This window comes from Mycolicibacterium wolinskyi (genome assembly GCF_002101965.1).
Lineage (GTDB): Bacteria > Actinomycetota > Actinomycetes > Mycobacteriales > Mycobacteriaceae > Mycobacterium > Mycobacterium wolinskyi.
On sequence record NZ_LQQA01000030.1, the window covers coordinates 643248 to 664385 of the forward strand.

The 21138-nt window shown below is 65.4% G+C and carries 22 protein-coding genes; 15 read left to right on the forward strand and 7 right to left on the reverse strand.

The genetic code is table 11. The annotated features are described in order from the left end of the window. Genes AWC31_RS26820 through AWC31_RS26830 form a run of 3 tightly spaced genes read left to right on the forward strand, consistent with a single transcriptional unit; the run spans position 1 to position 2566 of the window. Entirely contained in the window at positions 1 to 1032 is a 1032-nt protein-coding gene (locus AWC31_RS26820; protein WP_165766063.1) for an HTTM domain-containing protein, read from the forward strand. A gap of 55 nt (positions 1033 to 1087) precedes the next feature. Further along, the gene (locus AWC31_RS26825) at positions 1088 to 1828 is read left to right on the forward strand and encodes a class I SAM-dependent methyltransferase (protein ID WP_234817005.1); all 741 of its coding nucleotides are present in this window, start codon (positions 1088 to 1090) and stop codon (positions 1826 to 1828) included. An 18-nt stretch (positions 1829 to 1846) separates the two neighbouring features. Then, positions 1847 to 2566 carry an SGNH/GDSL hydrolase family protein gene (locus AWC31_RS26830; protein WP_085147092.1) on the forward strand — a complete coding sequence of 240 codons (720 nt, stop codon included), beginning with the start codon at positions 1847 to 1849 and terminating at the stop codon, positions 2564 to 2566. Here the strand turns inward: AWC31_RS26830 and AWC31_RS26835 are convergent. Both AWC31_RS26835 and AWC31_RS26840 read right to left on the reverse strand, forming a co-directional pair. Further along, positions 2563 to 3615 carry a polysaccharide pyruvyl transferase family protein gene (locus AWC31_RS26835; protein WP_067843491.1) on the reverse strand — a complete coding sequence of 351 codons (1053 nt, stop codon included), beginning with the start codon at positions 3613 to 3615 and terminating at the stop codon, positions 2563 to 2565. The two genes, AWC31_RS26830 and AWC31_RS26835, sit on opposite strands and share 4 nt — an antisense overlap. Further along, positions 3612 to 4850: an oligosaccharide flippase family protein gene (locus tag AWC31_RS26840; RefSeq protein ID WP_110775265.1), complete on the reverse strand. Its 1239-nt coding sequence runs from the start codon at positions 4848 to 4850 to the stop codon at positions 3612 to 3614. The genes AWC31_RS26835 and AWC31_RS26840 overlap by 4 nt, the downstream gene beginning before the upstream one ends. A gap of 298 nt (positions 4851 to 5148) precedes the next feature. Between AWC31_RS26840 and AWC31_RS26845 the strand changes: the two genes are divergently transcribed. From AWC31_RS26845 to AWC31_RS26870, 6 genes are all read left to right on the forward strand, one after another. Then, on the forward strand, positions 5149 to 6378 hold the full coding sequence (locus AWC31_RS26845; RefSeq protein WP_234817007.1) for a lipase family protein: 1230 nt from the start codon (positions 5149 to 5151) through the stop codon (positions 6376 to 6378). Positions 6379 to 6447: 69 nt separating this feature from the next. Further along, positions 6448 to 7020: a YdcF family protein gene (locus AWC31_RS26850; RefSeq protein WP_067843495.1), complete on the forward strand. Its 573-nt coding sequence runs from the start codon at positions 6448 to 6450 to the stop codon at positions 7018 to 7020. Then, a complete protein-coding gene (locus AWC31_RS26855; RefSeq protein WP_085147096.1) occupies positions 7020 to 7412 on the forward strand; it encodes a hypothetical protein in 393 nt (130 codons plus the stop codon). Before AWC31_RS26850 ends, AWC31_RS26855 begins: the two co-directional genes overlap by 1 nt. Beyond that, positions 7409 to 7795 carry a hypothetical protein gene (locus tag AWC31_RS26860; protein WP_085147098.1) on the forward strand — a complete coding sequence of 129 codons (387 nt, stop codon included), beginning with the start codon at positions 7409 to 7411 and terminating at the stop codon, positions 7793 to 7795. The genes AWC31_RS26855 and AWC31_RS26860 overlap by 4 nt, the downstream gene beginning before the upstream one ends. A gap of 58 nt (positions 7796 to 7853) precedes the next feature. Next, a complete protein-coding gene (locus tag AWC31_RS26865; protein ID WP_085147100.1) occupies positions 7854 to 8414 on the forward strand; it encodes an LbetaH domain-containing protein in 561 nt (186 codons plus the stop codon). Continuing rightward, positions 8411 to 9640, forward strand: a complete 1230-nt coding sequence (locus tag AWC31_RS26870; RefSeq protein WP_085147102.1) for a glycosyltransferase family 4 protein — start codon at positions 8411 to 8413, stop codon at positions 9638 to 9640. The genes AWC31_RS26865 and AWC31_RS26870 overlap by 4 nt, the downstream gene beginning before the upstream one ends. 4 nt (positions 9641 to 9644) lie before the next feature. Here AWC31_RS26870 and AWC31_RS26875 read toward each other — a convergent pair whose 3' ends face one another. From AWC31_RS26875 to AWC31_RS26885, 3 genes are read right to left on the reverse strand one after another with little or no spacing between them, the layout of a single operon-like run. Then, positions 9645 to 10586 carry an NAD-dependent epimerase/dehydratase family protein gene (locus AWC31_RS26875; RefSeq protein WP_085147104.1) on the reverse strand — a complete coding sequence of 314 codons (942 nt, stop codon included), beginning with the start codon at positions 10584 to 10586 and terminating at the stop codon, positions 9645 to 9647. Between the two features lie 8 nt (positions 10587 to 10594). Continuing rightward, complete coding sequence (locus AWC31_RS26880) at positions 10595 to 11584, reverse strand: NAD-dependent epimerase/dehydratase family protein (protein WP_085147106.1); 990 nt, start codon at positions 11582 to 11584, stop codon at positions 10595 to 10597. Continuing rightward, positions 11577 to 12947 (reverse strand): nucleotide sugar dehydrogenase, encoded by a 1371-nt coding sequence (locus tag AWC31_RS26885; protein ID WP_234790703.1) that lies wholly within the window; start codon positions 12945 to 12947, stop codon positions 11577 to 11579. Before AWC31_RS26885 ends, AWC31_RS26880 begins: the two co-directional genes overlap by 8 nt. 469 nt (positions 12948 to 13416) lie before the next feature. Between AWC31_RS26885 and AWC31_RS26890 the strand changes: the two genes are divergently transcribed. From AWC31_RS26890 to AWC31_RS26900, 3 genes are all read left to right on the forward strand, one after another. After that, positions 13417 to 14907 carry a sugar transferase gene (locus tag AWC31_RS26890; RefSeq protein WP_085147108.1) on the forward strand — a complete coding sequence of 497 codons (1491 nt, stop codon included), beginning with the start codon at positions 13417 to 13419 and terminating at the stop codon, positions 14905 to 14907. A gap of 420 nt (positions 14908 to 15327) precedes the next feature. Further along, complete coding sequence (locus tag AWC31_RS26895; RefSeq protein WP_085147110.1) at positions 15328 to 16131, forward strand: biotin--[acetyl-CoA-carboxylase] ligase; 804 nt, start codon at positions 15328 to 15330, stop codon at positions 16129 to 16131. Between the two features lie 9 nt (positions 16132 to 16140). Further along, the gene (locus AWC31_RS26900) at positions 16141 to 16659 is read left to right on the forward strand and encodes a PH domain-containing protein (protein ID WP_067843520.1); all 519 of its coding nucleotides are present in this window, start codon (positions 16141 to 16143) and stop codon (positions 16657 to 16659) included. Here the strand turns inward: AWC31_RS26900 and AWC31_RS26905 are convergent. After that, positions 16614 to 17291 (reverse strand): GtrA family protein, encoded by a 678-nt coding sequence (locus AWC31_RS26905; RefSeq protein WP_067843523.1) that lies wholly within the window; start codon positions 17289 to 17291, stop codon positions 16614 to 16616. The genes AWC31_RS26900 and AWC31_RS26905 overlap by 46 nt on opposite strands. 123 nt (positions 17292 to 17414) lie before the next feature. Here AWC31_RS26905 and AWC31_RS26910 point away from each other — a divergent pair, with 123 nt between their 5' ends. Together AWC31_RS26910 and purE are read left to right on the forward strand one after the other, a co-directional pair. Then, entirely contained in the window at positions 17415 to 18620 is a 1206-nt protein-coding gene (locus AWC31_RS26910; protein ID WP_085147360.1) for a 5-(carboxyamino)imidazole ribonucleotide synthase, read from the forward strand. Beyond that, the gene (gene purE, locus AWC31_RS26915; RefSeq protein WP_207626430.1) at positions 18610 to 19125 is read left to right on the forward strand and encodes a 5-(carboxyamino)imidazole ribonucleotide mutase; all 516 of its coding nucleotides are present in this window, start codon (positions 18610 to 18612) and stop codon (positions 19123 to 19125) included. The genes AWC31_RS26910 and purE overlap by 11 nt, the downstream gene beginning before the upstream one ends. Before the next feature lie 13 nt (positions 19126 to 19138). On the opposite strand, the gene AWC31_RS26920 is transcribed toward purE, so the two are convergent. After that, the gene (locus AWC31_RS26920) at positions 19139 to 19792 is read right to left on the reverse strand and encodes a TetR/AcrR family transcriptional regulator (RefSeq protein ID WP_085147114.1); all 654 of its coding nucleotides are present in this window, start codon (positions 19790 to 19792) and stop codon (positions 19139 to 19141) included. A gap of 130 nt (positions 19793 to 19922) precedes the next feature. Between AWC31_RS26920 and AWC31_RS26925 the strand changes: the two genes are divergently transcribed. Beyond that, positions 19923 to 21092 (forward strand): acyl-CoA dehydrogenase, encoded by a 1170-nt coding sequence (locus AWC31_RS26925; RefSeq protein WP_085147362.1) that lies wholly within the window; start codon positions 19923 to 19925, stop codon positions 21090 to 21092. Positions 21093 to 21138 lie beyond the last annotated feature (46 nt).

Consider the following 21138-nt stretch of genomic DNA (forward strand, 5'->3'; position numbering starts at 1 on the left):
ATGGATTCGCCGGTCTCCGGACGGGATTTGTCCCTGTTCCGGATCGTCTACGCGTTCTTCGTCCTGTTGACGGTGTACCGGGCCGACTACGCGGCGTTCCTTCCGCCTGCGGCGTTCGATCCACCGGTTGGCCCTTTCGCGGTACTCGGCGGGGCGCCGCCGGCCGCGGTGATCTGGCTGGTTCAAGCGGCGCTGTGCATGTCACTGGCCACGCTCGCAATCGGTTGGCGCACAAGGTTCTCGGCATTGGCCGTGGGCGTCCTGCAGATCGTGCTGTACGGCATCGGCTACAGCTTCGGCAAGATCGACCACACGATCTTCTTGCCCTTCGTCGCACTGTTGCTGGCGTTCTCGGCGTGGGGGTCGAGTTATTCGGTTGATTCCCGGCGCGATGGCGCCGACCTGTCCGGAAGCTCCTGGGTTCCGCGTTGCCTCGCCGTCGCGCTCGGCGTCGGAATGCTCACGGCAGGACTGTCGAAGGTACACGGCGGTTGGCTCGACTGGAGTTCGCAGGCGACCTACGGCTACGCGATCATCCGGGAGGACGTGCTCAACACGCCGTTGGACGGTTCGGCCATGTGGTGGCCGATCAACCATCCCGTCCTGTGGGAGCTGATGGACTACGCGACGATCGTGATGGAGTGCGGTGTCATTCTCGCGGCCTTGAGCTGGCGCCTGTTCTATGTGGCGCTCGCCGGTCTGTCGGTCTTCCATGTGATCGCGCGGGTCGTACTGGGAATTCTGTTCCCGTACAACCTCATGGTGTACGCCGCGTTCGTACCGTGGTCGCGGTGGAGTGCCGTCCCGGTGGACCGACTCGACAAGCTCGCCGCTCGGCTTGCGTCCAGTCTGTGGCTGCGTGCGGCGGTATCCACAGTGATCGCGTCGGTGGGTCTGCTACTTGTTGCGCTGCGGCCGGAATGGTTCGTTCCCACTGTCTATCTCATCGCGATTCTGATCGCCGGCGCCATCGGCCTCGGCTATCTGGTGTCACTGATCGTCAGAGCACGGCCGCGTCTCGTTCGACAATGATCGCCGACTTGGAGAGGGGGAGGGGATACCGCATCCCCGACCATTGATGGACGGTATGGAACTGAAACGGAGATTCTTTCCGGAAGCGAACATCGGAGGCTTCAGCCATATCGACGGCCCGGTGGCGATGTTCAATCAAGTGGCCGCCGTGCTGCGGCCGACCGACCGGGTGCTGGACTTCGGGGCCGGCCGCGGTGAGCCCCTGCTGGACGACCCCGTGGATTATCGCCGCTCGATCAGCAATCTGCAGGGCAGATGCGCACATGTCGAGGGATGCGACATCGATGAATCAGTCTTGCAGAACCCGTTTCTCGACCACGCCGAGGTCATTCGTACCGACGCGCCGTTGCCGTACGACGACGACACCTTCGACGTCATCGTTGCCCGATATGTGTTCGAGCACGTGGCCGACCCGCAGTGGCTGGGGCGCGAACTCCTGCGGGTGCTCAAACCGGGCGGACTGATCGCGGCCATCACGCCCAACAAGTTCGGCTATATCGCGCTGGCCGCCCGCGCCGTGCCGAACCGATTGCACGTGCGTGCGCTGAATTCGATCCAGCCGGGCCGGAAAGCACAGGACGTGTTCCCGACGTGTTACGGCCTGAACACGCCGAGTGCACTGCGCCGCGCGTTCGGTCCGGGCGCCGAAGTGTTCGTCGCCCGCAGGTCGTCGGAGCCGGCCTATCACTTCGGCCACCCGTTCGTGTATCGAGTGACCAAGTGGTTCAACAAACATCTTCCCGAAGCCCTGCAGCCGCTGCTGTTGGTCTATGTGCGTAAGCGTGGCATGAGCTAGCAGAAAGGACGCGCCGGCATGGCGGGGCAGACAAAACGCATCAATTGGCAGGTCGTCTCGGGCCTGGGTCTGGCGGTGCTCGCGTTGCTGTGCGGGCTGTGGTGGCTGTCCGGCCGAGACCAGATCAAACCGCCTCCGGCCGAGGCCATTTCGCTCGACCGTACGTTCGCCGTACTCGGTGACTCTTACACCGAGGGGGCCGGTGCGGGCAGCTGGGACAACGGCTGGGTGACCCGCGTCAGCGACGACATGTGTTGGACCCTGGTCAAAGTGTCCGCACAAGGCGGCACCGGTTACGTCTCCGCATCCCGGCAGAGCCCCGGTTCTGCCGACTTTCCGCGTCGCGTCCAGAATGTCACCGCCGGCCGGCCCGAGATCGTGCTGGTCCAGGGCGGGCTGAACGATCTGGCCGCGTCGTCGGAAAGGATAACGAGTGCAGCCGTCGCGACCTTCAATGACATCAAGGCCGGAATCGGCGGCGGACAGATCATCGCGGTAGGGCCGGTGGTGACGCCGCGCACGGACCCGAACGAGGTCGCCCGGGTGTCGGCGGCGCTGGAGGACGCCGCCCGCGCGACCGGTGTGCGCTACATCGATGCCGCCAAGGCGCAATGGGTCCACGACCCGAAGTTCTTCGTCGACGACGGGTACCACCTCAACCCGTCGGGATACGAAGAGTACGCCCGGCGACTCATCGAGGAGCTCAGACTGGCTGGGCTGCAACCCAGTTGCCGCTAGCGCGCCGGAAGAGCCTCGCGGGTGGGTGATCCCAACAGATTCTGAAGTTCTTGCAGCGCCGGTTCGAGCGCCTCTGCGGCAGCGGCGAACTGTGCGCGCATGCGTTCCACCTCGGTTTCGGACACATCGATGGGTTGCTCGTCGGCAGAGCTGTGCAGCCACACCGATTGCGGCTTGAGCAGATCGTCGAGGGTCGCGTGCAACTTGCTCTCGTTGATCTCGTCGGCGATGATCGGGACGGCGCCGTAGCGCCCGCCGATCACCAGCGCGTGCAACCGGTTGCTGACAACCGCGATGCACCGTGAGTAGACGTCGATGACGGCCGATTCCTGGTCGAGATGGCTACGGGTGTGCGGCCAATCGACGTGGTCGATGCCGCACGCGTCGGCGAGTTTCTGGTTGATCGCGCGATCCTGCCGCACCTGGGTTACCATGACCACTTCGAATCCCTGTGCGCGAACGCGTTCGACGAACTTGACGACGAGTTCGGTGACCGGCGGACGGTCGTACCGCAGCGACAGCGCGACCAGAGTACGAGGACTGTTCGACGTCACGTCCGGTCGTGGCCGAGCCGCGATGTCGGCAAAACCCAAGTCGGGCTTGAACTGTGCGTTCGATCCCATCAGTTCGGCAGTCTGCGGATCACGCGCCAGATAGAGGGAACTGATCCGCGCCGTCATCCGCTCGGCCATCACGGCCAGACGTCCCGAGCCGCGCAGTGCCCGGCCCATCACCACCACCCGGTTGCCGCACAGGCGCGTGAGTGCGAGCAGGCAGGCGACACCGACCTGCTTGGCCAGATAGAAACCCTTGCGATCCAGGCGCGCCGGTGCGGGCGCCATGATGACCAGTGCTTCCCGCCGCAGGCAGGCCCGTAACAGCAGGGGCAGGAATCGGCGTGGGGAACCGGTGACGACCCAGGTGTCGGGTAGTTCGAAGGCCCCCACGTAGCTTTCGCCCATCGATCCCGTGTACACCACGGCGTGGTGATCGTTGGCCGCGATGTGCCGGGTGATCGCGCGTCGGATGAACACGTCACCCAGATTCATTTCGGCTGCAGCGACGCTGATGAAGGCTGTTCTGCCCATTGTCTCCCCTGTTTACGCAATATCGACCCGATGGTCACGGCCTGGATGGCCAGTTGAACGACATATCCGCCGGCGAGCGCGAAGCCCGCACCCAGCGCGCCCCAGTGCGCGGCGGCGATCGCGATGGCGATCAGGCTCAGCAGCGTCGATGCCGTCGAGATGATCGTCACCGCACGCAGGTATCCCCAGCCCTGCATGAGCGAGTTGAACTGTGAGGTGATCGCCGCGAAGATCAGTCCGACGCAGACGACCTGGATGACGGGAGCCGCGGGGTCGAAGCTCGGACCCAAGACCAGCGGGACGAGTATGGGCAGTGCGACGGCCAAACCGATGTACATGACAGTCGTGATGGCGATCAGCCCGCCAACGGCTTTCAGTAACGGCCGGGCGCCGCTTAGTTGTGCTTTGGCGGCCGCCGGGAAAAGCAATGTGGCGAACGAGGTCGGCACGATCCGCAACGGGGTGGTCAGGCGGCTTGCTGCGGCGTAGTAGCCGGCGGACTGCGCGCTCGCCATGGCTGCCACGACGGTCACGTCGAAGTTCATGGCCTGTACGGCAAGCGAATTGAACCAGTAGTGGCGGCCGCCGACCAGCAGGCTCTTTGCCCGTACGGTCCGGTCGGTGCGAACGTCGTCGGTGACGATCCGTACGTGCCACCACGCCAGTAGCGAGAACAGCGTCAACCCGACGAGGTAACTGGGAACCGGGTCGAGACCGGCCGCGTGCGCGACAAGCAACACGACCAACGCGCCCAGCCGCCGGAACACCAATGACGTTGCGTTGTGCCAGAGTTTGCCGTCGGCCAGCGACACTCCGAGCCAGGCTTCCACCTGCTTCTCCGAGGACATCCACAACGGCATGAGGCACAGGGCCATCACGGCTGGGATCTGAGTGCCCACTGCGACGAGCGCGACAGTTCCGACGACGGTGCTGACGATGCTGATGTTGCGCCCGAGGCGCAGCGCGGCACCGATGCCGCCATCTGACCGGTCCGACACCCGCAACTGGACGATGTACTTCGTCAGTCCGAGATCGGCAACGGTCTGAGTTACCAACGCGATTCCGTACGCCGCCGCGAAGAACCCGAACTCGGCAGGCCCGCTCCACCGGGCGACGAGCGTCAGACTGGCGGCTTGAACCGCGGCTCCGGTCAGCCGGCCCGCCAGAATCCACGAATATTGTTGCTTCAGGCCGATCGAAGTGTCTCCTCACGGTGTGATCCGACATCGGCAGGCGTGTTTCGCCGATGAAACCGGAGGAATGTTTCCCCATGCCCCCCTTTGATATTGCACCATGCTTCTGGGCCGCCTGCAGCCGTTGCCCGACGCTGCGAATTCAGCAACGTATCGTTGACCTCGACCGGCCGACTTTTGCTGTGTGAGCACCTATTCTGCTGTCCGGCAGCGAATCTGCGCGGCGTGACCGCGGAGACCGCTGGAGGCGGCTGCTCCGTGTAGGCGCGATGAGTGAAACATGTGCCCCTACACTGGCTCTGTGCGTGTTGCGGCAAATCCGGCGAGAAGCCGCCGGCGTCGCGCAGTGCGCGCCGGCATTGTGATCGTGGTGCTGCTGGTCGTCGTGACGACGTTGTACGCCAGTTGCTTTCGGCCGGCCGGGCGTGCGGCGATGGCGGAGGGGAACACGATCCTGTCGGCGGATCTGGGTGGTAGGGGTCCGGGCAGCCTTGTCGGCGCGGAGTCGATGCCGAATCTGGTCAGCTCGATCGACGACACCGGTGCACAGTCGGCACGAATCTCCTACCGATCCAGCGACGGTGACACGGGAACGGAGACGGTGGTGTCGGGGACCGTTTTCGTGCCTGGCGGAAAGCCTCCCGCGGGCGGTTGGCCCACCGTGGCCTACGGCCACGGTGCCACCGGCATCGACCCCTCCTGCGGCCCGTCCTCGTACAACGATCTGCTGGGCCAGTCAGCGCCGGTCGTCGAATTGCTCGAGCGTGGCTATGCCGTTGCGTTCCCGGATTACCAGGGGCTGGGTGCCGAAGGGATTCACCCGTTCACCGATGCGCGGACAGCGGGCCTGAACATGATCGATGCCGTTCGTGCGCTGCGCGCCACATTCCCTGGAGTTTCGAAGCGGTGGGCGGCCTATGGTGGCTCACTCGGTGGTGGTGCGGCGTGGGCCGCCAACGAGCAGGCTGCCGCTTATGCACCAGAACTGGAATTCGTTGGCAGTGTGGCGGTTTCACCGGCGGCCGATGTCACCGGCGTGGTTGCGAAAGCGGCGGACGGCGAGCTGACGCTGGAGCAGGCCGGCGTGCTGCAGTGGCTACTGGTGTCGTTGAACCGATTGCATGCGGAGGTGAACCTCGACGATTTCCGGCGGGGCACCGCATCGGCATCCTGGCAGTCGCTTTCGGCGTGTGCGTTCTCGGCGGACCGTTCCGATGCGTTGGACGCATTGAACCCCGACGATCTCGGGCCACACACCCCGGCGGCCGCCGCCCAACTACGTGAACTGTTGCAGCGGTGGGCATTGCCGCAGCGGCCGCTGAGCGGTCCGCTGTCGGTTGTGTACGGCGACAACGACGCATACCTCGACCACGAATGGACGACGCAAGCCGTCCAGCGCGCCTGCGCATCGGGCGGTATGGTGAATTCGCGCTTGGAAAGCGGTAAGGGACATCTCGACGTGGATGCATCCGACCAGGCGCAATGGCTGGAAGACCGTTTCGCGGGGAAGGCGGTCTCGCGTGATTGCTGAGCATTCGGCCACAGCGCAGCGGTGGGGGATATGGCAGTTCGACTACATGTTGACGATGGCGGATCGCTGATGCGACGCAAGGTGTTTGTCTTCGGCGGCGCGGTACTGGCGGTGATCCTGGTGCTGTCCGGTGTCAGCGGAGCTTTCCTGTACAGCAATGCGCGCGAGGACCAGCTCCGCAAGGCCGACGCGGTGATCGTGCTCGGCGGTGAACACGATGGGCGAGAGGACTATGGCCTGAGCCTGGTTCGTGATGGCGCCGCTCCCGTACTCGTGCTGTCGGATCCCTATCCGCCCACTGACCGGATCATGCGGCGCGTGTGTCAGGAGGCTGTCGCCAACGTCGAGATCCTCTGCCGGAAGCCGGAACTCTTGACGACACGTGGCGAGGCGATTCTGACCCGCCAGCTCGCCCAGGAGCGCGGCTGGAAGTCGGTGATCGTCGTCAGCTGGCGTTACCACCTTCCACGCGCGCGACGAATCTTCGAGCAGTGCTTCTCCCCGGATCCGGGCGCGCTCGTCATGCGCGCCGTTCCGAGGGACTACGACTTCTCCGTTGCGGAGTGGCAGTTCACGTACCTGTACCAGAACATCAGCACGGTCAAGAACGCGCTTCAGCCTGAATGCGCCGGGGAGCAGTGATGGCCGGCTTTCGGCGTGGCTCAAACGATGTCACCGCGCTCATCGTGGGTGGCGGAGTGGGTGCGGCAGTGCGATTTCAGGTGCACGAGTTGTGGCCGACGCCGCTCGCTCTGGTGACCGCGACCGTTGGCTGCATTCTGGCGGGCTGCGGAGTGCTGGGTTATGCGCTGGCCTCAACCGTCGGCGGCGTCGTGCGCGCATTTCTGGCCGGAGTGGCAGGCGGATTGGCGAGTATCAGTGGCTACATCGCGATCGGCGTCAGCGAAGCGCCGTGGCCCGTGGTGGCGCTGATCGTCGTCGCACCCGCTGCGGTGATCGCCGGATTGTGGGCCGGTGCGTCACTTGGCGTCGCGCTTCGTGCCCGGCGCCGTGAGCCGGTGGGGGAACGGTGAATGTCGCCTTCGCCGCATTGGGCGGCGCGATCGGTGCGGGCATCGCGCTGGTGTGGTTTGCGCGCGGGCAGTCGCTGTTCTTCGTGGTCGCCAGCACGAGTCTGGTCTGTGCGTTGATCGGTGGATTCACTGCGGCAGTGCCCCGGGCGACCGGCGGGTTCGCTGTCCTGGTCGGCTACGGGCTCCTGGTCACGTTGGCAACACCGCTGGCGGTTCTCGTCCCGTTGCCGACACTGCAGGACAGTGCCGAAGTACGGATGTTGATTCGCCGGACAACCGTGTCACTCACGGCGATAACGGTGTTCGGTGCCACGTTCGCGCTCGCAGGCAACCTGATGGTTCAGGCGGTGCTGCACGTGTTCATCAGAGCTGTATACGGATGAACGAGGATTACGGGGAGGAATCGAGACATGGGTCTGATCGCGCGCGGGACGCCCGGCGATGACTGAACTTCGAGAGCGTGGCACCCGGTTCGCTCTCGGTGAGTTCACCGGTGCCGGTTACGAGATCGGGCGGCCCGTTGCCGTCCAGGTGCTGTGGCTGCTGGTGTCGCGAAGTTTTCTGATGGCATGGTGGTGCCCGATCCGGGTCCGGTCGGCCATCCTTCGCATGTTCGGCGCGAAGATCGGTCCAGGAACCCGTATCCGGCATGACGTCAAGATCCACTGGCCGTGGAAACTCGAGATCGGTTCCGATACCTGGGTCGGGGAGGGGGCGTGGATCCTCAACCTCGAACACGTGACGATCGGATCGAATACCTGCGTGTCGCAGGACGCCTTGCTGTGCACGGGCAGCCACGACCGGCGCAGCCCGAGCTTCGAATTCGACAACGGTCCCATCGTGATCGGCGACGGTGTGTGGATCGCGGCGCGCGCGACGGTGTTGCGCGGCGTCACCATCGCCGATGGTGCGACGATCGGGGCGACCGCCCTCGTCACAAGTGATGTCCCGGCCGGGGCGACGATACTGGCGCCTCGCGCGCGGAACGGTGAACGACCGTGAGAATAACCATAATCGGCATCAACTACGCTCCCGAGGTCACGGGTATCGCCCCGTACACAACCGGTCTCGCCGAGGGCCTCGCCGCTCGCGGGCACGACATCACCGTCATCACCGGGCTTCCGCACTACCCGGAATGGCGTATCGCCGACGCGTACGCGAATGCGCCACATTCCTCGGTGGAGATGGTCAACGGCGTGACGATTCGCCGAGTGCGTCACGCCATGCCCGAGACGCCGAGTACGAAGGGCAGGGTGCGCATGGAGGCCAGCTTTGCGCTGGCCGCGGCGCGCAGCGCATGGAACCGTCCGGACGTCGTTCTCACGGTGAGCCCGCCGTTGCTGGCCTCGTGCGCCGTCGTGGGCCGCGCTCGGGCGCAGCGCATCCCGGTCGGCGTCGTCGTGCAGGATCTCTACGGCAAGGGTGTACTCGAAACCAGCGCCATGGGCGGCCGGGGCGCGGCCGCGACCACGAAACTCGAGGTCGGCATGCTGAGCCGCGCCACCGGTGTGTCGGTGATCCACGATCGATTCGCCGATGTGCTCAGCGAGCTGGGGGTCGACCGTGGGCGGATCACCGTCGTGCGGAACTGGACTCACATCGAGATCCCCACCGAGGATCCCGACTCGACGCAGAACGTGCGGGCCAAGTACGGCTGGGATCCCGACGAGGTCGTTGTGGTGCACGCCGGCAACATGGGCGCCAAGCAGGGGCTCGAGAACGTCGTGGCCGCAGCCAAACTCGTCGATCGATCCGAGTCCCCGGTCCGGTTCGTGTTACTCGGTGACGGCAATCAGCGCAGGAAGTTGGAAGAAGCCGCCGTCGGCGCCAAGAGCTTGCAGTTCATCAGACCGGTGCCCGCCGACGAGTTCACCAAAGTGCTCAAGGCAGCCGATGTGCTGTTGGTGAACGAGAAACCGGATGTCGCGGACATGGCCGTGCCGAGCAAGCTCACGTCGTACTTCGTCTCGGGGCGGCCGGTGGTGGCCGCGACATCGGACGGCAGTGCGACGGCCTACGAGGTGCGTTCGTCGGGTGCCGGTGTCATCGTTCCCGCCGACGATCCCGAGACACTGGTCTCTGCCGCACACCGGATCGGGGCTGACAAGGAGGCCGGACTGCAGATGGGGCAGTCCGGCCAGCGTTACGCCAAGAACGTTCTCGACGAGTCAGCGGCGATCGACCGCTACGAGCGGTGGTGCTCGGACCTCGTCGCGCGCAGCCGGTAAGCCGTCAACGGCTGCGCGTGGCTTCGGTTTCGAGGAACCACGCGTACATCTTCTTCAAACCCGCTTCGATGCTGTGCGTCGGGCGCCACCCGAGCGCGGTCAGCTTCGTGTTGTCCATGATCTTGCGCGGAGTTCCGTCGGGCCGGGCGGAGTCGAACTCGACGTCGCCGTCGAACGACACGATCGACTTCATGAGCAGTGCCAGGTCGCGGATCGAGATCTCTTCTCCCGAACCGACATTGATCATGTCGCCGGAGAAGTCGGAGCGCAGCAGGAAGACGCAGGCGTCGGCGAGGTCGTCGGCGTCGATCAACTCGCGCAGTGGTGATCCCGTGCCCCACACGACGACCTTGTCCGCTCCGGCAAGCTTGGCGGCGTGGAAACGGGCCATCATGCCTGCGACGACGTGAGAGTGTTCGGGGTGGAAGTTGTCGCCGACGCCGTACACGTTCGACGGCATCACCGTGAACGCGTCAAATCCGTACTGGGCGCGGTATGCGTCGCACATCGTCTTGCCCGCGATCTTGGCGACGGCGTAGGGCAGGTTGGTCTGCTCCAGCGGACCGGTCAGCAGCGCTTCCTCCACGATGGGCTGCTCGGCGTGTTTGGGGTAGATGCAGCTGGAACCCAGGAACAGCAACTTGCGGGCACCGTACCGGTAGGCCGCGTCGATCACATTCGTCTGGATCTTCAGGTTCTCCCGGATGAAATCGGCGCCCTGCGTGGAGTTCGCGACGATCCCGCCGACCTTCGCGGCGGCCAGCACGACGAAATCCGGTCGCTCGGCGGCGAAGAACCGTTCCACCGCGGCCGGGTCATCGAGCGGCAGGTCGTGATGGGTGCGGGTGACGACGTTCGAGTAGCCCTCGTCGAGCAGCCGGCGATGGATGGCCGAACCGACCATCCCCCGATGTCCGGCGACATAGATCCGTGAATCGATATCCATCTCCGACCTCACATCAATTCGTTGCCGGCAACGTCGTTTCGGTGCGCGACGTACCACTGGGTGGTCAACTCGAGTCCACGGCTGAGCGGGGTCTGTGGTTCGTAGCCCAACGACCGCATCTTGCCGATGTCGGGGCACCTGCGGGGCGTGCCGCCCTCGGCTGCCTCGCCCACCCGGATGTCCAGTTCGAGTCCGAGCAGCTTGCCGATCCGCTCGGCGACGTCACGTATCGTGACCTCTTCGTCGTTGCCGATGTGATAGATCTGGCGGTGCCCGCCGTTTTCGTACATCGTGAGCACGCCGCTGACGATGTCGTCGACGTAGCAGAACGCCCGCGTCTCGGTGCCGTCCCCCTGAATCTCGAACGGCACTGCACCGTCGGGGTTTTGGTCGCCGTTCCGGAGTGCCCGGAGAATGAACTGTGGCACGACGTGCTTGAAACCCATGTCCGGCCCATACACGTTGTGCGGACGGAACACCTGAACCTGACGGTAGTGCTCCTGCGCGTAGTTGAACGCGATCAGCTCGCTGACGATCTTGGACCCGCCGTACGAGTAGCGCGGGTTGAGGCTGTCGGGCAACGTCAATGCGACATCCTCGGGGGTCGGCACCGTCGCAGGAGTCTGATAGACCTCGGCGCTCGACGCGACGACGAGGTCGGGCACACCCGCCGTGCGGCCGGCGTTGACCACCGCGAGCGCGCCGCGCAGACCGACGTCGAGCACCAATTCCGGGCGCTTGTAGAAGTTCTCGGTGCCGTTGATCGCGGCCAGGTGCATGATCACGTCGGCGCCGGCGAATGCCGCCGAAAGTGCTTGCTCGTCGCGGACGTCGACGCTGAACAGCTCGACATCGTCGGCGACTTCGGCGAATCGGCTGGCATCGCCGCGCACCATGGTGTCGACCACCGCGACGTCCCAGCCGTCACGGACCAGTCTCTTCACCAGGTAGGCGCCGATGAAACCACCGCCGCCGGTAACCACTACGCGCTTAGGCATCGACCGGCACCAATCCACTCTTTCCCACTGCGAAATAGGAATCACCCAGCTCGGCCGACGGTAGATGGCTGAAGTGGTTCCAGTAGTCGAAGACGAACCCGTTGGGGGTGATGAACTCGCTGATCGTACGCGGTGAGATCGTCCCCAGCGCAGGATGGTTGTTGGCGATCACCACCACCGACGCGCCGCTCACCGCATCGCCGATCCGGCCGCACGTGTTGACATCCGGGAATGCGTTCGCGAGGTCGGACGGTTCGATGACCGGATCGTAGACGCTGATCTCGGCGTCGGGATGGCCCTTCTTCAGCGCATCGAGCACCTTGACCGACATCGATCCGCGCAGATCGTCGGTGGCCGGCACGCCCTTGAACGCCATGCCGAGGACCGAGATCTTGAGCGGCGAAGGGAGATTGCGGCGTTCGACCTCGCTGCTGATGAAGGCAACGGTCTCATAGGGCTGGCGCTCATTGACCAGCCGGCTCGCCGACGTGATCTCCAGGTCGATGCCCCGCCCCTTGGCGCTCTGCATCAGGATGTGTGGGTCCTTCTCCAGGCATGGCCCGCCGACCAGACCGGGCAGCGGGACGTTGGTGCGTGAGTAGCCGAGCTTGCCCGACGAGATCACCTCGTGTGCATTGACATTGAACGCGTCACAGACGCGTGCCACCTCGTTGGCGAAGGCGAAGTGAACGTCGCGATAGGTGTTGTCCACGAGTTTGACGATCTCGGCGCTCTCCGGGCTGGAGACCTGGACGATCGAACTCGTGAGCCGGCGGAACACCGCGGCCGCGCGATCGGCGACCGCCGGGTCGTCGGCACCGATGATCTGTGGCAGCTCCCGGAGTTCTTGGAGCGCCCGGCCTTCCAGCGTCCGCTCCGGGCACATCGCGATGTCGAACCGCTTGCCGGACTGGGCCAGGATCGGCGAGACGACGTCGCGGGTGGTGCCGACCTTCACCGTCGACCGCAGGATCACCAGCGCGCCGTCGGGCATGTTCTCGGCCACCTCGCGCGAAGCCGCCTCGATCATGTCGAGGCGTGCGACGCCGTCCGTCGACAGCGGTGTGCCGACGGTGATGATGTAGGTGTCACACGACGTGTTGTGGTCGAACTGCTGCATGGCCACCAGCCGACCGGACCGCGTGACCCGCGAAAGTGCCTCTGGCAGGCCTGATTCCGAGAAGTGCGGCACGCCATTGTTGGTCAGGTCGACGACCTCGGCCCGCCGTTCGACACCCACCACCTTGGTGCCCGCCTCGGCCAGGACGGTGCCGAGTGTCAGCCCGACATAGCCAAGGCCGACGATGCCGATGTCGAAAGTTGCACCGGTTGTTCCGTCTCCTGTGTTGATGCGCTCGACCACCCCGGGTCCCCTCCCTGAGTCCAGAATGCGGCAGTGAAGATCTCATCCACGTCATTGGGGCCGCTGTTCTAGCGGACATCTTGTCGGAAATTCAGCCGCTCTTCCACCGCTGGACGGCCCCCGACGCGCCGTATCGGCGCAGCTGAGCTTGTGCCGGTCGGCGGCGAATTTGTCGCTATACGACCGTAATCCGGAAGTTGTGCAGGTTAGCGACCCGGCCGCCCGTTCGAATGTCATTGCTGGAATGCCCATTCTGCTACGAGTTGCGAGTCGCGCCACGTCGAAAAAAATTCGTGATGATCCGTTCGTCGCTGGTGCATGGCACTATTGCGACAAAGTGGGGGACGATCTGGAGGGTGTCCGCCGCCCGGGGAATTAAGCCAATGATTACCCACTCGGCGAGCGAAACCGGCAATATCTTGACAGGATATGAGCCTGTCCGGTCCTGGGGGACTAAGAGGGGGACAAATTGAGTATTGCGAATGTGGAATCCGGCGCTGCAGCAAAAGCCGCGGAGCCGCGACTCCGGCCCGGCTTATGGCGCCATACTTACGCGCGCCGATTGGTAGCCGTCGACTTGTTCGGTGTGGTGGCCGCCGTGGGTATCGCGCAGTGGTTGCGCTTCGGCGGTTTGCCGGGAACGGCTGCCACCTACCGGGACTTCGACTACACCACGGTGTCGCTTGCGATCGCAGGCGTGTGGCTGTTGCTGCTGTCGATCTATCGGACGCGGTCGCCGCGGATCATCGGCGCGGGCGCCGAGGAGTACCGGCGGGTATGGCTGGCCACCATCTCGGTGTTCGGCGGCGTGGCCATCGTGTCGATGTTGTTCAAGCTCGACATCGCACGCGGTTACCTGATGATCGCGCTGCCCGCCGGCGTCGTGTTTCTGCTGCTCGGCCGATTCGCGGCCAGGCGCATCGTCGCCGCGCGCCGCAAGAAGCTCGGCAGCTGCATGACCAAGGTGCTCGTCGTCGGGAACGGACCTGCCGTCAAGGATCTCGTGCAGTCGATCGCGCGGGACCCCGAAGCCGGCTACCAGGTGGTCGGTGCGTGCGTGCCCGGGCTCTATCACCGCAGCAAGATCGATGTGCCCGGGGTCGGATTGGTGCCGGTGCACGGCGACGAGACGGACGTCGTCGACGCGTTGGCCGAGACCGGGTGTGACGCGGTTGCGCTGACGGCAACGGAACGCCTCGACGGGCGCGGCATCCGCGATCTGTCCTGGGAACTGGAGAACCTGGACATCGATCTCATGGTCGCGCCGGGCGTCGTCGACGTCGCGGGTCCGCGCCTGACCATGCGTCCGGTGGCGGGGTTCCCGCTCATCCACGTCGAGAAGCCGCAGTACAACGGGGCCAAGCGGTTCCAGAAGCGGGCGTTCGACGTCGTCTTCGCCAGCCTCGTCCTGTTGCTCGGGCTGCCGCTGCTGCTCGCGGTTGCCGCCGCGGTCAAATTCACCAGCCGGGGGCCGGTGTTCTACCGCTCCGAACGCATCGGCCTGGATGGTGAGCCGTTCGAGATGATCAAGTTCCGCACCATGGTCGACGGCGCCGACCAGATGGTCGATTCGCTCGCCGAGCTCAACGAGAGCGAGGGGGGCGTGCTGTTCAAGATCCGCAAGGATCCGCGCGTCACGACCGTCGGCCGCGTCCTGCGCAAGTACAGCATCGACGAGCTCCCGCAGTTCATCAACGTGCTCAAGCGGGACATGAGCGTCGTCGGTCCGCGACCGCCACTGGCGCGCGAGGTGAACACCTACGACGACTACGTGAAGCGGCGTTTGCTCGTGCTGCCGGGTATCACGGGGCTCTGGCAGGTCAGCGGACGCTCGGACCTGTCGTGGGAGGACTCGGTACGGCTGGATCTGTTCTATGTCGAGAACTGGTCGATGGTCGGTGACCTACTGATCGTCGTAAAGACCGTCAAAGCGATGGTCGCCGGTTCTGGCGCGTACTAATTTCGCAATTTCAGCAAACTTCAATGATGCACGGCTGAATTTGCGATATGCGCGTGTAACCTGCCCTTCATTTTTGGTCAATATCCACCCACGCGATTGCCTGAGTCGGCTATTTCGAGCCGAAATCGCACGTCGGGGAAGTGCTCGAGTGGCGACACGGCTTCGCTCGATCGTCGCGACGTCGCGCGTGCGATCGGATGCTGCAGTGCCTGTGTGAGAACCGGTTTCGGCTCACCGTGCATCCAGCATCCACATTGCTTGAGCGCCACAGGATTTGGCCGGGCAGGAGTGGTGCGCAGTGGAAAGCGTTGTGCTGCGGACGGTTTCGATACCGGGGCGCAGGGACCGGCTCGACGTAGGCCATCCACCCCCGACCGGGCGGCGGCGCGGCGATGTGCAGGTTCTATTGTGGCTGGTGACATGCGAACACCTCTGGATGTGAACCTGCTCCGCAGCCACCTGGGCGAGCCCTGGCGGCAACTGGACGTCGTGGAAGAAACCGGCTCGACCAACGCCGACCTGCTCGCCCGGGCCGCGGGTGGTGAAGACATCACGGGCACGGTGTTGTTCGCCGAATACCAGAACGCGGGCCGCGGCAGACACGGCAGGCAGTGGTCGGCGCCCGCCCGGTCCCAGCTGGCGTTCTCGTTCGGGGTCGACGCCACGGGAGTCCCGGCGGCCACGTGGGGCTGGTTGCCCCTGGCGACCGGCGTCGCGGTCGTCGACGCCGTCGACGAGGTCGCCGGCATCGGTGCCGGCCTCAAGTGGCCCAACGACGTACTCGTCGGCCCGCCCGAATCGGCGGGCAAGCTCGTCGGCATTCTCGCCGAGGTGGCGTCGCCGGCGCCGGTCGTCGTGGTCGGACTCGGGATCAACGTGACGATGACCGCCGATGAGGCGCCGGATCCGCGTGCGGTGTCACTGGCACAGCTCGGTGCCGCCGAGTCGGGCTTGGACCGCAACCGCTTGGCCCAGGCTCTGCTTGGCCACCTTGCGACGCGGATCGACAGCTGGCGCACCGGCGATCCGGCCCTGGCCGCCGACTATCGCGCGCGCAGCGTCACGATCGGTAGCCGTGTGCGGGCACTCCTGCCCGGCGACCGCACGGTGGACGGCGCCGCCGAGTCCGTCGACGAACTGGGCCGCTTGGTGATCGACACCGGCACCGACCGGGTCACGGTGTCGGCCGGTGATATCACGCACCTGCGTCGGCTGGAGTCGTAGAGTTCTGCCGTGGGGTACCCGGAGAACGTGCTGGCCAACGACGAGCAGGTGGTCCTGCATCGGCACCCGCACTGGAAACGCCTGATCGGCGCGGTGTTCGTGCTGGTCCTCGCGAGCGCGGCCGCGGCCTTCGTCGCCGCGGTGGTGAACACCATGGATTGGCAGGCAACCGCCAAGAACGTGCTGTTCATCGTGATCGGGGTGATCTGGCTCGTGGTGGTCGGCTGGCTGACGATCTGGCCGTTCCTGAACTGGTGGACGACGCACTTCGTCATCACCGACCGCCGGGTGATGTTTCGCCAAGGCGTCCTCACGCGCTCGGGCATCGACATCCCGCTGGCACGGATCAACAGCGTGGAGTTCCGGCACGGCCTGTCCGACAGGCTGCTTCGCACCGGAACCCTGATCATCGAATCGGCGTCGCAGGATCCCTTGGAATTCCACGACATACCGCGCGTGGAACAAGTGCATTCACTGCTGTATCACGAAGTTTTCGACACCCTGGGTTCTGAAGAGTCACCCAGCTGACGCGCCCGCGCGCGGCGGCTCGGCCTGCGCAGCGGCGTCACCGTCCCGGCATCACCGTCCGCTCGCTGCTGCTCGGCGTGATCCTCGAACGCCTCGGCGATTCCACCGCCCGTGAGCGTCGACTCCAGTGCCCGGTCGGGATCGCGGCCGAACTCGTCGGGGAAGACCCAACGGCGGAACGCCCAGAACCGGAACGCCATCTGCAGCAGGTTGCCCAGGATGTAGGCCGAGATGAAGTCGGCGATGTTCTCCACCGTGAGCGACACCTCGGGCACGCGCAGCCCCAGCACGTAGCTGGAGAAGTACAGCGGCGCCATCGACAGCAGCACCCCGACGCCACTGAACGCGAAGAACAGCAGGGCCTCGTGATGGCGCTCCCGGCCGCCGCGGTTCTGGAAGCTCCATTCCCGATTGAGGATGTAGGAGGCGATCACCGCGACGATGCCGGCGATGATCTTGGCGGTGACCGGCTTGGGCTCGAGCACGGTGAGCTTGAGTGTGTAGAAGATCACTGAGTCGATGACAAACGTCGTCGCGCCGACGATCGCGAACTTGATCAGTTCGTGATGCTGTTCGGCGTACGGACGGATGAATCGCGGCAGTCGCGCGATCGTCGCATCAGCGAAGGACACAGGTAGGCAGTGTACGTAAGCGCGCGTCGCGATGCCGCATCGCTGCGCAGCCCCACCTTAACCGCAGGTCAATGCGCCGGTCACGGTGAGGACACGATTGGCATGAGCGAGCGGCATGAAACGATGGACGGCGTGCCGACTACTCCCAAGCAACCACCGGTCGTGGCGATGATCGGTGGCGGTCAGCTCGCCAGGATGACTCATCAGGCGGCGATCGCACTCGGCCAGACTCTGCGGGTGCTGGCCACCGGACCGAACGAACCCGCTGCCCAGGTGACCCCCGACGTCGTCATCGGGCAGCACACCGACCTCGACGCGCTGCGCCGGGCGGCGTCGGGCGCCTCCGCGCTGACGTTCGACCACGAGCACGTCCCCACCGAGCACCTGGAGCAATTGGTGGCCGAGGGCGTCACGGTCGCGCCGCCTCCGCAGGCGCTCGTGCATGCCCAGGACAAGTTGCTGATGCGACGCAGGCTGCACGATCTCGGCGCGCCGGTTCCGCGGTTCGCCGACATTCGGTCGGTCGCCGACATCGAGGAGTTCGTGCGGCTCATCGACGGCCCGGTGGTGATCAAGACCGTCCGCGGCGGCTACGACGGCAAGGGCGTCATGATGGCCGACGACCTCGCGCAAGCCCGCGAGATCGTCGAGCGCTACCTCGCCGACGGCGTCGCGCTGCTGGCCGAGGAACGCGTCGCGATGCGTCGCGAACTCGCCGCGCTGGTGGCACGCTCGCCGTTCGGGCAAGGCGCGGCCTGGCCCGTGGTGGAAACCGTGCAGCGCGACGGGATCTGCGTCGAGGTTTATTCGCCCGCACCCGGACTGTCTGACGAATTGGGCTCAGCCGCACAGGAACTCGGGCTGCGCCTGGCCAACGAGTTGGGCGTGGTCGGGGTGCTCGCGGTCGAGTTGTTCGAGACCACGGGCGGCGACCTGCTGGTGAACGAATTGGCCATGCGACCGCACAATTCCGGGCACTGGACCATGGACGGGGCGGTGACGAGCCAGTTCGAGCAGCACCTGCGCGCCGTCCTCGACTACCCGTTGGGCGATACGGCGGCCATCGCGCCTGCCGCGGTGATGGCCAACGTGCTCGGCGCCCCCCAGACTCCCGAGATGTCGATGGACGAACGGCTACACCATCTGTTCGCGCGCATGCCCGAGGCCAAGGTACATCTCTATGGAAAAGGTGAGCGGCCCGGTCGCAAGATCGGACACGTCAACGTGATCGGGACGGACATGGCCGATCTGCGGGAGCGGGCAGTCCGTGCCGCACACTGGCTTTCGCATGCGGAGTGGACCGATGGATGGGATGAACATGGCGAGTAACGCGGCCGCGCGGGTCGGGTTGATCATGGGCAGCGACAGCGACTGGTCGGTGATGTCGGATGCCGCCGAGGCGCTTGCCGAGTTCGAGGTGCCGTTCGAGGTCGGCGTGATCTCGGCGCATCGGACACCCGGCCGGATGCTCGACTACGCGAAGACCGCGGCCGACCGCGGCATCGAGGTGATCATCGCAGGCGCGGGCGGCGCGGCACACTTGCCGGGCATGGTGGCCTCGGCGACACCGCTGCCGGTGATCGGCGTACCGGTGCCGCTGGCCCGGCTGGACGGTATGGACTCGCTGCTGTCGATCGTCCAGATGCCGGCGGGGGTGCCGGTGGCCACAGTTTCCATTGGCGGAGCACGCAATGCGGGCTTGCTGGCCGTGCGCATCCTTGGTTCCGCCGACGCCGGGCTGCGGGCGCGGATGGTGAAGTTCCAGGCCGACCTGGAAGCCATGGTGCTGGCCAAGGACGCGGCCCTGCGCGATCGCCTGTTGGGCGACGGCTAAGCGGCCTGCGGAGTCAATCCCCGATCAGCTCGCGAAGTCGGGGTGTCAGGGACTCGATCGGTTCATCGGTCGACATCACGACAACCGCGGTGCGGCCGCCGCCGCCGCGGTAGATCGGCCATGTCGCGGCCAGTGCCTCGGCCAGGTCCGACCGCGGGTTGGTCGCGTCGCCGCGCAGCCAGCGGCGCAGAACGTGGTTGTGTGCGGCGACGACGGCGTTGGCGAATAGTTCTGCGCGCAGATCCGCGGTCCAATCCTCGGTCTTCGCGGATCGCAGGTGTTTGGTGAACAGCCGGGCATATCGCGACACCACGGCCGTTTCGAAGTCGCGCAGGGCAGGTACGGACCGGGTGAGCCGGTACCGCGTCCTGGCACGTTCGCCCTCTGCGAGGTAGTGCTCGAACACCGAGGCTGCCACCGCGATGACTTCGGCAGGAAGCGCATCGGCGGGCACCGTCGACAGTCTCTCGTCGGCGCGACGCAGCAATGCCTCGTGATCGGGGAAGATCAAGGCTTCTTTCGATCCGAACTGGCGAAATGCGGTGGTGCGCCCCACTTGCGCCCGGGCCGCGATCTCATCGACGCTGGCCGCCTCGTATCCACGTTCTTCGAACAGGTCGAATGCCGCGGCCACCAGGCGCTCCCGGGTGCTTGGAAGGCTGGGCATACGTGCATTCTCCCTTGGGTACTGAGTGCCGATGCTATGGTACTGAGTACCAAAGGTAGCAGGGCATGTACTCGGTGTGCAGCCCGGGCAACGATGAACCAAGAGAGCCACGAGCGCTGAGGAGATGACCATGGCTGGTTGGGCCGGTAATCCGTCTTTCGATTTGTTCCAGTTGCCGGAGGAGCATGAGGAGCTGCGTGCGGCGATCCGGGCCTTGGCCGAGAAGGAGATCGCCCCGTATGCCGCTGAGGTCGACGAGCAGGCGCGGTTCCCTCAGGAGGCGTTGGATGCGCTGAATGCGTCGGGGTTCAACGCGGTGCACGTGCCCGAGGAGTACGGCGGCCAGGGCGCGGACTCGGTGGCGGCCTGCATCGTGATCGAAGAGGTCGCGCGCGTCGATGCGTCGGCGTCGCTGATCCCCGCGGTTAACAAGCTCGGCACGATGGGCCTGATCCTGCGCGGCTCGGACGATCTGAAGAAGAAGGTGCTGCCGTCGCTCGCGTCGGGTGAGGCGATGGCCTCCTACGCGCTGAGCGAGCGCGAGGCGGGCAGTGACGCGGCCGGTATGCGCACGCGCGCCAAGGCCGATGGCGATGCCTGGATTCTCAACGGCACCAAGGCCTGGATCACCAACGGCGGCAAGTCGTCGTGGTACACGGTGATGGCGGTGACCGACCCGGACAAGGGCGCCAACGGCATCTCGGCGTTCATGGTGCACATCGACGACGAGGGCTTCTCGGTCGGCCCGAAGGAGCGCAAGCTCGGTATCAAGGGCAGCCCCACCACCGAGCTGTATTTCGAGAACTGCCGCGTGCCGGGGGACCGGATGATCGGTGAGCCGGGCACCGGCTTCAAGACCGCACTGGCGACGTTGGATCACACGCGTCCGACGATCGGGGCGCAGGCGGTCGGTATCGCACAGGGCGCATTGGATGCGGCGATCGCCTACACCAAGGAGCGCAAGCAGTTCGGCACGGCGATCAGTGATTTCCAGGCCGTGCAGTTCATGCTCGCCGACATGGCGATGAAGCTCGAGGCCGCGCGGTTGATGGTCTATCACGCCGCGGCCCGCGCCGAGCGCGGCGAGGGCAATCTCGGGTTCATCTCGGCGGCGTCGAAGTGTTTTGCCTCCGATATCGCCATGGAGGTCACCACCGATGCCGTGCAGCTGTTCGGCGGGGCCGGCTACACGGCCGACTTCCCGGTCGAACGCATGATGCGCGACGCCAAGATCACCCAGATCTATGAGGGCACCAACCAGATCCAGCGCGTCGTCATGAGCCGCGCGCTGCTCAAGTAACTTCACGAGCAGACGCGCGGGTACCCGCGAAACGCGGTTTTTGGGT